At 64.2% G+C, this 12,742-nt stretch carries 10 protein-coding genes; 1 reads left to right on the forward strand and 9 read right to left on the reverse strand.

Annotated elements, in window-relative coordinates; all coding sequences use genetic code 11:
• Positions 1–286 precede the first annotated feature (286 nt).
• Positions 287–1,717 carry a glutamate--tRNA ligase gene (gene gltX / locus DC522_RS15180; RefSeq protein ID WP_116529525.1) on the reverse strand — a complete coding sequence of 477 codons (1,431 nt, stop codon included), beginning with the start codon at positions 1,715–1,717 and terminating at the stop codon, positions 287–289.
• Between the two features lie 143 nt (positions 1,718–1,860).
• Between gltX and DC522_RS15185 the strand changes: the two genes are divergently transcribed.
• On the forward strand, positions 1,861–4,131 hold the full coding sequence (locus DC522_RS15185; protein WP_116529526.1) for a ComEC/Rec2 family competence protein: 2,271 nt from the start codon (positions 1,861–1,863) through the stop codon (positions 4,129–4,131).
• On the opposite strand, the gene lexA is transcribed toward DC522_RS15185, so the two are convergent.
• The 8 genes from lexA to DC522_RS15225 all read right to left on the reverse strand — a co-directional run bounded on the left by lexA (position 4,109) and on the right by DC522_RS15225 (position 12,637).
• Positions 4,109–4,813, reverse strand: coding sequence for a transcriptional repressor LexA (lexA, locus tag DC522_RS15190; RefSeq protein WP_116529527.1), 705 nt, complete (start codon positions 4,811–4,813; stop codon positions 4,109–4,111). The genes DC522_RS15185 and lexA overlap by 23 nt on opposite strands.
• A gap of 111 nt (positions 4,814–4,924) precedes the next feature.
• Positions 4,925–6,181 (reverse strand): gephyrin-like molybdotransferase Glp, encoded by a 1,257-nt coding sequence (gene glp, locus DC522_RS15195; protein WP_116529528.1) that lies wholly within the window; start codon positions 6,179–6,181, stop codon positions 4,925–4,927.
• The gene (gene moaC, locus DC522_RS15200; RefSeq protein WP_116529529.1) at positions 6,178–6,654 is read right to left on the reverse strand and encodes a cyclic pyranopterin monophosphate synthase MoaC; all 477 of its coding nucleotides are present in this window, start codon (positions 6,652–6,654) and stop codon (positions 6,178–6,180) included. Before moaC ends, glp begins: the two co-directional genes overlap by 4 nt.
• Positions 6,651–7,451: an indole-3-glycerol phosphate synthase TrpC gene (gene trpC / locus DC522_RS15205; protein ID WP_116529588.1), complete on the reverse strand. Its 801-nt coding sequence runs from the start codon at positions 7,449–7,451 to the stop codon at positions 6,651–6,653. The genes moaC and trpC overlap by 4 nt, the downstream gene beginning before the upstream one ends.
• A gap of 10 nt (positions 7,452–7,461) precedes the next feature.
• Positions 7,462–8,475, reverse strand: coding sequence for an anthranilate phosphoribosyltransferase (gene trpD, locus DC522_RS15210; protein WP_116529530.1), 1,014 nt, complete (start codon positions 8,473–8,475; stop codon positions 7,462–7,464).
• A gap of 18 nt (positions 8,476–8,493) precedes the next feature.
• Positions 8,494–9,111 (reverse strand): aminodeoxychorismate/anthranilate synthase component II, encoded by a 618-nt coding sequence (locus DC522_RS15215; RefSeq protein WP_116529531.1) that lies wholly within the window; start codon positions 9,109–9,111, stop codon positions 8,494–8,496.
• Between the two features lie 115 nt (positions 9,112–9,226).
• Entirely contained in the window at positions 9,227–10,747 is a 1,521-nt protein-coding gene (gene trpE / locus DC522_RS15220; RefSeq protein ID WP_116529532.1) for an anthranilate synthase component I, read from the reverse strand.
• Between the two features lie 3 nt (positions 10,748–10,750).
• Complete coding sequence (locus tag DC522_RS15225) at positions 10,751–12,637, reverse strand: SurA N-terminal domain-containing protein (protein ID WP_245444188.1); 1,887 nt, start codon at positions 12,635–12,637, stop codon at positions 10,751–10,753.
• Positions 12,638–12,742: the final 105 nt, after the last annotated feature.

Raw genomic sequence — 12,742 nt, forward strand, 5'->3', positions numbered from 1 at the left:
GTCTGACCGTAGAGTTTCGAAATATCGATGACGCTCGGGCCGATGGTGCCCTCTTTCACCGCTAGTTCCACGGCCTTGTTGTCGACTGAGAGTGTGGAGTTGGAACTCATGGGTCTTCGCCCTTTCAGCAGGAGGCCGGGCATAACCTAGAGCAACCAAGTTTTCAGAGGAGGCCTCCGAGCTTCAGTTGCCGGACCGAGGTCAGCCGGTCAGGTAGGAGAATGGCGCCTTCGGTAGCTTATCCGTTGAAGCCGGGCAAGCACGTCTAAAGGTGGGGTGCGCCTGTTTATGCAGCAGGCGCGTCCTTCAGCTGATCATGAAGCCGCAACAGGGTTTCGTCCTTGCCGAGAACCGCCATCACGTCGAAGAGGCCGGGGGAGGTGGCCCGGCCCGTCAGAGCCGCGCGCAGGGGTTGCGCCACCTGTCCGAGCTTGGCTCCGATAGACTCCGCATGCTCGCGGATCACCGCTTCCACGCTCTGGGCGTTCCAGTTGGACACGGCCTGCAGCTTCTCCGGAACGCCGGCCAAGCGCGCGCGACCCTCCGCGAGAAGGCTTGCTGCTTTCTCATCCAGCTTCAGGGGACGCTGGGCGTAGAGGTAATAGGCGCTGTCCAGGAGCTCCACGAGGGTCTTGGCGCGCTCCTTGAGGCCGGGCATGGCGGCCTTGAGCTTCTCGCGCAGAGCAGGAGTGAACTTGCGGCCTAGATGATGCTCGTCGCCGCCAAGTTCCGGCAGAAGATCTTCAAGGGCATTGACCAGATCCTCGTCCTTCGACTGACGCATGTAATGGCCGTTGATGCTCTCGAGTTTCGCGAAATCGAAGCGCGCGGGCGAGCGGCCGATGCTCTTGAGGTCGAAGGCCTGGATCATCTCCTCGGTGGAGAAGATCTCCTGGTCGCCGTGGCTCCAGCCGAGACGCACGAGGTAGTTGCGCAAAGCGACCGGGAGATAACCCATGCTGCGATAGGCCTCGACGCCGAGCGCGCCGTGACGCTTCGAGAGCTTCGCGCCGTCCGGACCATGGATGAGCGGGATATGCGCCATCCTCGGCACATCCCATCCCATGGCCTGATAGATCTGTGTCTGGCGGGCGGCGTTCGTCAGGTGGTCATCGCCGCGGATCACGTGCGTGACGCCCATGTCGTGGTCGTCCACCACCACGGCGAGCATGTAGGTGGGCGTGCCGTCGGAGCGCAGAAGGACCAGATCATCGAGATCCTTGTTCTGCCACACGACGCGGCCCTGCACCTCGTCCTCCACCACGGTCTCACCCTCGGTGGGGGCCTTCAGACGGATCACAGGTTTCACGTCGTTCGGCGCCTCGGACGGATCGCGGTCGCGCCAGCGGCCGTCATAGCGCAGAGGGCGGCCCTCCTTGCGGGCGGTCTCGCGCATCTCCTCCAGTTCCTGCGGCGTCGCGTAGCAGTAATAGGCACGGCCCTGGGCAAGCAGGGTCTCGGCCACCTCGCGATGGCGGGCAGCGCGGGAAAACTGGTAGACCACGTCGCCGTCCCAATCGAGCCCGAGCCATGTCAGGCCGTCGAGGATCGCCTGGATGGCGGCTTCTGTCGAGCGTTCCCGGTCCGTGTCCTCGATACGCAGCAGCATCTTGCCGCCATGCCGCTTGGCATAGAGCCAGTTGAACAGGGCCGTGCGTGCCCCGCCAATGTGCAGGAAGCCGGTAGGCGAGGGAGCGAAGCGGGTGACAACGGTCATCGCAGGGAACCTTAACTTGAAATTCTCAAAAGATTGCGCGGCCTGGACAGCAAGCACGCATGTGTCCGGCTCATCCACAGGGCGGTTTGGGCCGAAGCGTGGGCTCGTCTACCATGCAACCGACCCCGCGTTAAGCCAAAGCCATGACCGTAGACAACAAAGGAGAGCCAAACCGGATCCCGCGCAGCCTCGCGCGGGCCGTGGCGCTGCCTCGCTCGTCCGGCCTGGCCCTGGACTGGGATGCCTTCGACTGGCGTGGCTGGCTGGAACGCAACCTTGCGCGCGAAGTCGAACAGCGGCGGCTGTTCCCGTGGCTTGCCGTGTGCTTCGGCCTTGGGATCATCCTGTTCTTCCAGGCCGAGCGGCCTGCGCTTTGGGCTCCTCTGGGAGCCCTGGCGGTCTTGGCTGCTGCAGCCGTGTGGCTGCGCCATAATCTCCTGGTGCTTTCTGTTTGTGTCGGCCTAGCCGCCGTTTTTGCCGGGTTCTCAGCGGGCGTGAACCGCACACGCAGCGTTGCCGCTCCGGTGCTGACCCGAACCGTGATCGCGCCGGTTTCCGGCTTCATCGAAGCGGTGGAGGATCGGGAGGAGGGCAAACGCATTCTGCTGCAGCTCCACAGCCTGCAGGGGGTGACCGAGGCCGAGCGGCCGCTTCTCGTGCGCGTTTCCATCCGCAGCGGAGATCATCTCTCGGCAGGTCAGTTCATCGCCGGCACGGCGCGCCTGTTACCACCACCACAGCCGGCGTGGCCGGGCGGGTACGACTTCGCGCGCGATGCCTATTACCGAGGAATTGGCGCGGTCGGTTCCTTCACGGGAGCCGTGCGTCAGCTTGACCCGCCGACCTCTCCCGGCTGGTCGCTGTGGCTGGCGGCGCGTGTCGATGAAGCCCGCAATACGCTCACGCAACGCATTGCTGCATCCATCGGTGGCGCAGCCGGTGGTGTGGGCGCTGCGCTCGTCACGGGCAAGCGTGGGCTGATCAGCGAGCCGACCAACGATGTGCTGCGCGCGGCAGGCATTTATCACATCGTTTCCATCTCCGGTCTGCACATGGTTCTGGCCGCAGGCACGTTCTTCTGGCTCGTACGTGCGTTTCTGGCGCTCAGTCTGAACCTCGCTTTGCGCTGGCCGGTGAAGAAGATCGCTGCCGTCGTTGCGATGGCGGGAGCGACGACTTATTGCGTCTTCTCAGGCTCGGATGTCGCGACCGAACGCTCGCTCGTCATGACGCTCGTGATGTTCGGCGCGGTTCTGGTCGATCGTCCCGCGCTGAGCATACGCAACCTCTCGATCGCCGCCGTCATCGTGCTGGCCCGTGAGCCTGAAGCGCTGTTGGGCCCGAGCTTCCAGATGTCGTTCGGCGCCGTGGCGGCGATGATGACGCTCGTGCCGTTGATTCAATGGCGAAGAGCTGCAGGCGCACCCACAATGCTGATCGACAAGGCACTCTCCTGGGGCGGCCGATCAGCCTTCGGCCTCGTGACGACAACGCTCGTTGCGAGCCTCGCCACGGCTCCCTTCGCAGCCTACCACTTCCAGAGCCTCAATCCTTACGGCCTGATCGGCAATGCGCTCGCTCTGCCGCTCGTGTCGCTCGTCGTGATGCCCGCCGCCGTACTCGGCGTGCTGGCCTATCCCTTTGGCCTCGATGCGCCGATCTGGAATGTCATGGGACTTGCGGTCGAAAAGGTGCTCGATGTCTCCGCCTGGGTTGGCGGCTTCAGCGGCTCGACCGTCGTGGTACCGGCGCTCGGCGTCGGCGCATTGGTGTTGCTGAGCGCGGGCCTTCTCGTGCTGACGATCCCGGCCTCGCACTTGCGGTGGCTGGCACTCATTCCAGCCGGTGCCGGATTGGCCTTCGCCGCAACGCCCCATCGCTATGACATCTACGTCGACCGCGACGGAGCTGGGGCTGCGATCCGCAACGTGCTTGGAGAACTGACGCTGGTCGGAAGGCCTTCCGGTTTCGTCGTGGAGCAATGGCTGAGAGCGGATGGAGACGGACGTAAGGCTGACGATGCTTCGCTCAAACAAGCCGCGCGATGCGACGGGCTCGGTTGCGTTGTGGAGATCAGAGAGCAGCGCGCTGTCGCTTTCGTCCACGAGTTTTCGGCTTTCGAGGAGGATTGCCGCCGCGCGGCAATTGTCATCACGCGGCTCGATGCGCCGTCGAACTGCAGAGCACCTGTAGTTCTTGACCGCAAGGCACTTGTCGAGCGCGGCGCAACCGCCATTCGCCTGACCCCCGAGGCAGCGGAAATTCAGTCGGTGAAGAGGGGACGGGAAGTTCAGCCATGGTCGGCCATGGCAAAAGCGTCAGTGCCTCCTGCTCAGGAGAGGCCGCGCTTGGCGCGGCCCGTTCCCGAGCAGGATTTGCCTGAGGATGAGATCAGTACCGGCGAACCAGACTGACGAGCTTGCCCTGAATCTTGACCCGGTCGGGACCAAGCACGCGAGTCTCGTAGGCCTGGTTGGCGGCTTCCAGCGCAATCGAGGAGCCGCGGCGGCGGAAGCGCTTGAGGGTTGCTTCCTCGTCATCGATGAGGGCCACGATGATGTCGCCGGTATTCGCCGTGTCCTGCCTGCGGATCACCACGAGATCACCGTCGAGAATGCCGGCTTCCACCATCGAGTCGCCGCGCACTTCCAGAGCGAAGTGGTCCCCTTGAGAGAGGAAGTCGCCCGAGAGAGTGATGGAATGGCTGCGGTTCTGGATCGCGGAGATCGGCGTACCGGCAGCGATCCGGCCCATGACCGGGATCGTGGCCGTGTCGCGATACCGCTCCTCGGCGACGGGCTGGGGCGTGGGCCTCTTCTCCGTGAGGCCGCCCTCGACCACGCTCGGCGTGAAGCGGCGCTGGCCGGCGGCTGCGCCGACGGATTCGGGCAGGCGGATCACCTCGAGCGCGCGGGCGCGGTTCGGCAGGCGGCGGATGAAGCCGCGCTCCTCGAGCGCCGTGATGAGGCGGTGGATGCCGGATTTCGACTTGAGGTCGAGCGCGTCCTTCATCTCGTCGAAGGACGGCGGAACCCCGGTTTCACGCAGCCGCTCATGAATGAAGCGGAGCAATTCGTGCTGTTTGCGCGTGAGCATGACAGACCCTTACTGCTCCAGGAAAAGGAGCGATTCTGGAAAACAAAGCAAGAACAGGGTAACTGTTCTTGCTGTGTTCTGCAAGTGCGTGCTCAAGCTGAGGTGGAATTTTCAGCAAAACCTCTCCAGCCGGATGATCCGGCAGGGTTCTCCGGCCTGGGCTGGCGGCGCATGAGGTGGCCTGACCAGCAGGGCGTCCGAGCGTTCGAGGATGCTCAGCATCGACGAATCCTGAATCAGGTGCGGCGTGGCGACCGGCAGCGGCATGCGCTCGGTACGCTGGGTGAGGGAGATTTCGAACTCCTCCGATGCGAGCGAGGCGCGCATGTAGTCCTGTCGCGGGCCGTTGGCGGGAAGATCCGCGCCTAGAATCGCGATCTCGGTTGGGTCCGCGTCGGCCTGCGCATCGCCGAGCAGCGCGCGAATGGCGGGGATGAGGAACAGGACGGCGCAGACGAGGGACGAGACCGGGTTGCCGGGCAGACCCAGCAGCAGCATGTCCCCGAGCTTGCCATGCATCAGCGGCTTTCCGGGGCGCAGGGCCACGCGCCAGAAGCCGAGTTCCATGCCCTGGCGCTGCAATGCCTTCTGCACGAGGTCGTGCTCGCCGACCGATGCGCCGCCCAGCGTCACGAGAATGTCCGCACCTGCATCGCGCGCAGCTTGAATGCGCTCTTCCAGCGATTCGAGCGTATCGCGGGCAATGCCGAGATCGATGGCTTCGGCTCCCGCTTTCTCGACCATCACGGCGGTGGCGGGAAGGCTCGAGGCTGTGATCTGATCCGGGCCCGCTGGTTCGCCTGCGCGCACCAGCTCGTCGCCGGTGGCGAGAATGGCGACGCGAGGCTTCCTCCGCACGGGAAGCGTTCCGTGACCCATGGCGGCGGCAAGCGCGATGTGACGTGCATCGAGGCAAAGGCCAGCCTGAAGCAGCACGTCGCCTGCCGTGAAATCGAGACCGGCTTTGCGGATGTGCTGGCCGTGGCGCGGGCGCTCTTTCACGAGGACCTGATCGCCTTTAGCTTCCGTGTCCTCCTGGATCACGATGGTATCCGCGCCATCCGGCAACGGCGCGCCGGTGAAGATGCGCACGGTCTGCTGCGGCCCGACCGCGCCGGAAAAGCGCTGCCCCGCCGCGCTGGTGCCGATCATCTGAAGAGGTGTTGGCACATGGTCCACATCGATGCTGCGGACGGCATAGCCATCCATGGCGGAAGCCGGGAAGGGCGGTTGGTCGCGAAGCGCGCTCACATCCTCAGCCAAAGCGCGTCCCGCGCAGGCAGACAATGGCACATGTTCGATCGAGACCGGCTGTTCGACACTCGCCAGAACGCGGGACAGAGCATCTTCGACCGGGATCAGGCTCATGGTGCTTGGTATACTCCTGAGCGTCCGCCGCTCTTCATGCGAAGCCGCACATTTTCGATCCGCATGCCTTTATCGGCGGCTTTGACCATGTCGTAGATCGTCAGACACGCGACGGAGACGGCGGTGAGTGCCTCCATCTCGACGCCCGTCTGGCCCGACACCTTCACCTCCGCCGTGACGCGTATGCCGGGCAGCGAGTCGTCGAGTGAGCAATCCACCTTCACCTTGGAAATCAGCAGCGGATGGCAGAGCGGGATCAGCTCATGCGTGCGCTTGGATGCCATGATGCCAGCAAGCCGTGCGGTGCCGAGCACATCGCCCTTTTTCGCATCGCCCTGTCGGATCAGCGCCAGCGTTTCGGGCTGCATCACCACGCATCCTTCGGCAATCGCGGTGCGGCTGGTGACGTCTTTTTCGGAGACATCGACCATGTTGGCCTCGCCGCTCGCGTCGAGATGCGTGAGCTTCGTCATGCCGCCTCGCCGAAGAGCAGGCGCTTGGTGGCCGCCGTCACATCCGTCTGGCGCATCAGGCTTTCGCCCACGAGGAAGGTGCGGATGTTGACTTGTCGGAGACGCTCGATGTCCTCAAGCGTGAAGATGCCGCTCTCGCCGACGATGATGCGGTCGGACGGGATGAGCGGAGCGAGTTCTTCGCTCACGTTGAGGGACACTTCGAAGGTGCGAAGGTTGCGGTTGTTGATGCCGATGAGCTTTGTGCCGAGCGGGATGGCGCGTTCGAGTTCCGCGCGGTCATGCACCTCGACCAGCACATCCATGCCGAGTTCGTGCGCGGTGTCGATGAGCGCACGTGCTTCATCGTCGGAGACGCTTGCCATGATGACGAGAATGCAATCCGCACCCCAAGCGCGGGCCTCGTAGACCTGATAGGGCTCGAACAGGAAATCCTTGCGCAATGCAGGAAGGCCGGAGGCCTCGCGGGCCTGGTTCAGGTATTCGGGCTTGCCCTGAAACGAAGGCTCGTCGGTGAGCACGGACAAACAGGTCGCGCCGCCGTCCGCGTAAGCTTTCGCGAGGCTCGGCGGATCGAAATCGGCGCGGATCAGGCCTTTCGAAGGGCTTGCCTTCTTCACCTCCGCGATCAGGGCGGGGCGGCCCTCGGTGAGATGCCGCTCGATAGCCATTGCAAAGCCACGCGGGGGCGAGGCTTCGAGGGCGAGACGCTTCATCTCTTCCAAAGGAATGGCTGTCTTCGCCGCTGCGATTTCCTGGCGCTTATAGGCTTCGATCTTGCTCAACACGTCGCTCATCGAAAAAGCCTCACGCATTCGAGACTTTGACGAGGCGCTCGAGCGTGCCCTTGGCCGCGCCGCTGTCGAGCGCCTGTGAAGCACGCTCCAGACCATCGCGCAGGTTCGCCGCAGCATCCGCGATCACGAGAGAGGCGGCAGCGTTGAGCAGGGCCACATCGCGATAGGCATTACGCGCACCATCGAGAACGGCACGCAGCGCCTTTGCATTGTGCTCAGGATCGCCGCCCTTCAGATCCTCGGGCTTTGCGGTCGGAAGACCCACCTCGTCAGGCGTCACGGTGAAGCGGCGGATCGCGCCGTCCTCAAGCGCCGCCACGAAGGTCGGGCCCGTGGTGGTCATCTCATCAAGGCCATCCGAGCCGTGCACGGTCCATACCTTGCGGGAGCCGAGTTCCTTCAGAACCTGGGTCAATGGATCGAGCCAAGCTTCTGAAAAAACTCCTAGAAGCTGATACTTCACGCTTGCCGGATTGGCGAGGGGGCCGAGCAGGTTGAAGATCGTGCGGGTGCCCAGTTCCACGCGCACCGGCGCCACATGCCGCATGGCCGCGTGGTGCGTCTGGGCGAACATGAAGCAGAGACCCGCCTCATTCACGCAGCGCTCGAGGCCCTCCGGGTCGAGACCGAGCTTCACGCCGAGGGCCGAGAGAACATCAGCCGTGCCGGATTTCGAGGAGGCGGCGCGGTTGCCGTGCTTGGCGACCGGGATGCCGCAGGACGCGACGATAATCGAAGCAAGTGTCGAGATGTTGTAGCTGCCGGAATGGTCGCCGCCCGTGCCAACGATATCGATGGCATTCTCAGGTGCTTTCACCGGCAGCATGCGCCCGCGCATGGCCGTCACCGCGCCGACGATCTCATCGAGCGCCTCGCCGCGAACCCGCAAGGCCATGAGGAACGCGCCGGCCTGGGCCGGTGTCACCTCACCGGAGAGGAGATCGTCAAATGCCCATCGCGCTTCGTCACGCGTCAGCGATGCGCCGGTAGCGACTTTAGCGAGATAGGACTTGAAGGATTCCATCGGGTCTATGCCTTGGGGTTAAGCGGCGCTCGCGCCACTGGGGCGATGCTTGGCGTTCCAGGCGGCCGCCAGATCGAAGAAATTGCGCATGATCGTCACCCCGTGCTCCGACAGGATGCTCTCAGGGTGGAATTGCACGCCATGGATCGGGAGCGAGCGATGCGACAGGCCCATCACGAGGCCGTCCGCGGTCTCAGCCGTCACGTTGAGGTCCGCCGGGCAGGTCTCCCGGTCCACGATCAGCGAGTGATAACGGGTCGCCTTGAAGGGACCGTTGATGCCGCGAAAGACCGCCTGTCCGCTGTGCTCCACCTCGGACACCTTGCCATGCATGGGCAGAGGCGCGCGGGAGACCGTGCCGCCGAAGACCTGGCCGATGGCCTGAAGGCCGAGGCACACGCCGAAGGTCGGAATGGTGGGCGAGGCGCGCTTCACGAGATCGAGGCAGATGCCGGCCTCATTGGGCGTGCAGGGGCCCGGCGAGAGCACGATGGCATCGGGCGAGGAGGCCAGGACCTCGTCCGTGGTAATGGCGTCGTTGCGCAGCACCTCTACGGAGGTTGCGAGAGGGCCGAGCAGATGCACCAGGTTCCAGGTGAAGCTGTCGTAATTGTCGATGACGAGAACGCGGGTCATAGCACACCGACGTTCGCGTATGCGGGAGGCGCGGTCAAGGGAAGCGTTGCCCCAATGGCATTTTGCGGCGAAGTGGTTCCGGTTCGCCGTTCCAAAATGCGGCAGAACTCGAAGGTCATTGTCCGATCCTCGCCTGGCTCGCGAACCGCACGGCCTCTTCGGCCGCCCGGAACAGGGCCTTCGACTTGTTGATGCATTCCTGCTGCTCGGAGGCCGGATCGGAATCGTAGACGATGCCCGCGCCCGCCTGGACCGCCATGCGGCCGTCCTTCACCACGGCGGTGCGCAGCACGATGCAGGTATCCATCTCGCCATTGGCGCCGAAATAGCCGATGCAGCCGGCGTAGGGCCCGCGCTTGTCCTTCTCCAGCTCGTCGATGATCTGCATGGCGCGCACCTTCGGCGCACCGGAGACCGTTCCTGCCGGGAAGCCCGCGATCAGGGCGTCGAGCGCATCGAATGAGGGGTCGAGGCGACCTTCCACGTTCGATACGATGTGCATCACCTGGCTGTAATATTCGAGGAAGAAGGAATCCGTGACCTGCACGGTGCCCATCTCCGCCACGCGGCCGACATCATTGCGTCCGAGATCGAGGAGCATCAGGTGCTCGGCGCGCTCTTTCTGGTCGGCGAGCAGGCTTTCAGCATGCGCGCGATCCTCGGCCGCCGTCGCACCGCGCGGCCGCGTGCCGGCAATGGGGCGGATCGTGACCTTGCCGTCGCGTACCCGCACCAGGATCTCCGGCGAGGAGCAGACGATCTGGAAATCCTCAAAGTCGAGATAGCAGAGGAACGGAGCCGGATTGACCCGACGCAGCGACCGGTAGAGCGCGAAGGCAGGCAGGGGGAAGACTGACTCGAAGCGCTGGGAGAGCACCACCTGGAAGATGTCGCCGGCGCGGATGTATTCCTTCGCCTTCGCCACCATGCCCTCGAACTCTTCCGGCGTGGTGTTCGACACCGGCGGATCGAAATGGACGGATGCGGGGTCGCTGCGATCCTCGATGGGCAGCGGCAGTTCGAGCGCCTGTGTCACCTCGTCGAGGCGCGAGAGCGCCGCCTCATAGGCCGCCTTTGAGGAAATGCCTGATTGCGGGCGAACGGGGGTGATGAGCGAGATCTCATCCTTCACCGCGTCGAACACCACCATCACCGTCGGGCGGATGAGGATGGCGTCCGGCACTTTGAGCACGTCCGGGTTCGGCTCGGGCAGGCGCTCCATCATGCGCACCATGTCATAGCCGAGATAGCCGAACAGGCCTGCCGCCATGGGCGGAAGATCGTCTGAGAGCGGCAGGGCGCTTTCCTTGATCAGCGCGCGCAGGCTCTCGAGGGCAGGGCGCTCGTCTGTGACGAAGTGCCTGTCGCGGGTGAGAGCATTCCGGTCGATGGAAGCGACGCCATCCTGGCATCGCCACACGAGATCCGGATCGAGACCGATCATCGAGAAGCGCCCGCGCGTAGCGCCGCCCTCGACGGATTCCAGCAGAAAGGCCGAGCCCTTCCGATGGTGCCGCAGCTTGATGAAAGCTGCGACGGGAGTGAGAAGATCGCCGACGAGAGTGGCGCGCAGGACACCTGCCTCGCCATCCTTATAAGCCTTCGCAAAAGTCTCGAAATCGGGCGCAATGCTCATGGATTAGTATTCGCCGCTGCCGATGGCCTGCTGCAGCGCCTGCTGGTTGATGGTGACACCGAGATCCTGGCGGGCTTGGGCAATGTACTGGTTGATGAGATCGTCGGCCATGCCGTTGCGCAACTGGTTCTCGATGTTCTGCGCCTGCTGCGTCGTGGTGGCGAGCGGCGGCATGGTGGCAGCCGTGACCTTGAACACGGCGCGAGTGTCGGCGGCATTCGTCGCATTGCCTGCCTCGCCCACGGGGGTGGCGAAGATACGGTTCACGGTCTCGGCGGAGAGGTCATCCTTGGCGGAGCCGCGCGCAAGATCGGCCACGGTCTTGGCTTGCGCATTCACTTCCTGCGCCAAAGCCTCGATGGTCTCGCCCTTCTCGATACGCTCCGTCAGCTGACGTGCCTTCTCGGAGAGGCGCTGAGCCACCTGGTCCTCACGCCATTGCGTGGCCACCTGATCGCGCACTTCGTCGAGGGTCTTCTCGCGAGAGGGCTCGATTCCGGTCACGTCGTACCAAACATACCCGGAGCCAACCCGCAGGGCTTCGTTGTCGACGCCGATGTCGGAGGCAAAGGCCGCCTTGGACACGGCATCGCGCTCTGGCATGTTCACCGGATTGCCGGCTTTGTCCCGGCCCTGAGCGTCCATGGCCGGGACCTGAACCAAGGTCAGGCCCTTTTCCTTGGCGATATCAGCGAGCGGCTTCGCACCGGCGCGCAGATCCTCGATCTCATCGTGGATCTTCTCGATCTGGCTCTGGGCGCGCTCGCGAGCGACCTCCTGGCGGATCTCAGCGGCCACCTCTTCGAAGGCGCGGACGGATTCCGGTTGGATCTGCGTGACGCGCAGGATCACCGGGCCGAAACGGCCTTGAATCGGTTCGCTCACGCCGCCCTGCGGGAGGCTGAAGGCGGCATCGGCCACGGCGGAATCGAGCATCTCGGCCTTCGTGAAGGTGCCGAGCTCCAGGCCCGAAGCGGAAACGCCGCGCTCGGTGGCAACGACTGCGAAATCCGCGCCTTCCTTGATCTTGGTCGAAGCGGCCTGCGCATCCTCCATCGAGGTGAAGGGGATCTGCTGGATCGCGCGGCGTTCCGGCTGGCCGTATTTCGCCTTCTGCTGCTCATAACGCTGGCGGGCGTCGGCATCCGAAACGGCGTCGGGCTTGGCGATGGAAGCGGCATCGAGCGCCATCACGTTGACCGCCCGGTATTCGGGAGCCCGGTAGGTGCCCTTGCGCTCCTCGTAGAAGCTCTGCAGCTGCTCGTTGGTGGGAGCGGGGATATCGCCCGCGAGAGCCGCGGTGAGCATGAGATAGGCAGCGCTGCGGCGCTCGCTTGTATAGCGGTGCAGGGCCTCCTTCGCGGCTGCCGGAACCGGGACGTCGCCGGCAATCGCCTCGGCGAGGTGGAGGCGCGTCATAGCGGCGCGCTGCTCCTGCACGAAGCCGGTCTCGGCGAGGCCCGCATTGCGCAGCGCCTGATCGAACAGGGCACGGTTGAACTGTCCGTCCGCCCCCTTGAAGGCGGGGTTCTCCATGATCGAGCTGGCGACGAGCTCGTCGGAGACGGAGAGCCCCAAGCGCTTGGCCTCCTCGGCCATCACGGCCTCGGTGACGAGGGTGTTGATCACCTGCTGGTCCAGGCCGAGCATGCGGGCCTGCTCGGGGGTGATCACCGTTCGGAACTGGCGGCCCAGCTGCTGAAGCTGGTTGGTATAGGCGTTGCGAACCTGGTTGATGGAGATGGAGGTGTCGCCGACCTCCGCCACTGTCGAAGCCGGTTGGCCGCGGAAGATGTCACCAATTCCCCAGATCGCGAAGCTGATGATCAACCCCGCGAAAAATACGGTAGCGATGATTTTGCCGACCAGGGTCTGCCCAGCCTTGCGCATGTTCCGAAGCATCGTGAACCCGTTCTCAAAAAACTCGTTTAACAGGCCGATAGCCCATCAAAGGCCCGGGGAAAAGGGCAAGTCCGATTGAAAGAGGCCTTAAGC

Origin of the sequence: Microvirga sp. KLBC 81 (assembly GCF_003075415.1) — a bacterium.
Taxonomy (GTDB): domain Bacteria; phylum Pseudomonadota; class Alphaproteobacteria; order Rhizobiales; family Beijerinckiaceae; genus Microvirga.

Excerpts from the sequence above, each read along its gene's own strand:
- gltX (WP_116529525.1), bottom strand. The coding sequence starts at position 1,717 with ATGACCGTTGTCACCCGCTTCGCTCCCTCGCCTACCGGCTTCCTGCAC.
- DC522_RS15185 (WP_116529526.1), top strand. The coding sequence starts at position 1,861 with ATGACCGTAGACAACAAAGGAGAGCCAAACCGGATCCCGCGCAGCCTC.
- lexA (WP_116529527.1), bottom strand. The coding sequence starts at position 4,813 with ATGCTCACGCGCAAACAGCACGAATTGCTCCGCTTCATTCATGAGCGG.
- glp (WP_116529528.1), bottom strand. The coding sequence starts at position 6,181 with ATGAGCCTGATCCCGGTCGAAGATGCTCTGTCCCGCGTTCTGGCGAGT.
- moaC (WP_116529529.1), bottom strand. The coding sequence starts at position 6,654 with ATGACGAAGCTCACGCATCTCGACGCGAGCGGCGAGGCCAACATGGTC.
- trpC (WP_116529588.1), bottom strand. The coding sequence starts at position 7,451 with ATGAGCGACGTGTTGAGCAAGATCGAAGCCTATAAGCGCCAGGAAATC.
- trpD (WP_116529530.1), bottom strand. The coding sequence starts at position 8,475 with ATGGAATCCTTCAAGTCCTATCTCGCTAAAGTCGCTACCGGCGCATCG.
- DC522_RS15215 (WP_116529531.1), bottom strand. The coding sequence starts at position 9,111 with ATGACCCGCGTTCTCGTCATCGACAATTACGACAGCTTCACCTGGAAC.
- trpE (WP_116529532.1), bottom strand. The coding sequence starts at position 10,747 with ATGAGCATTGCGCCCGATTTCGAGACTTTTGCGAAGGCTTATAAGGAT.
- DC522_RS15225 (WP_245444188.1), bottom strand. The coding sequence starts at position 12,637 with ATGCGCAAGGCTGGGCAGACCCTGGTCGGCAAAATCATCGCTACCGTA.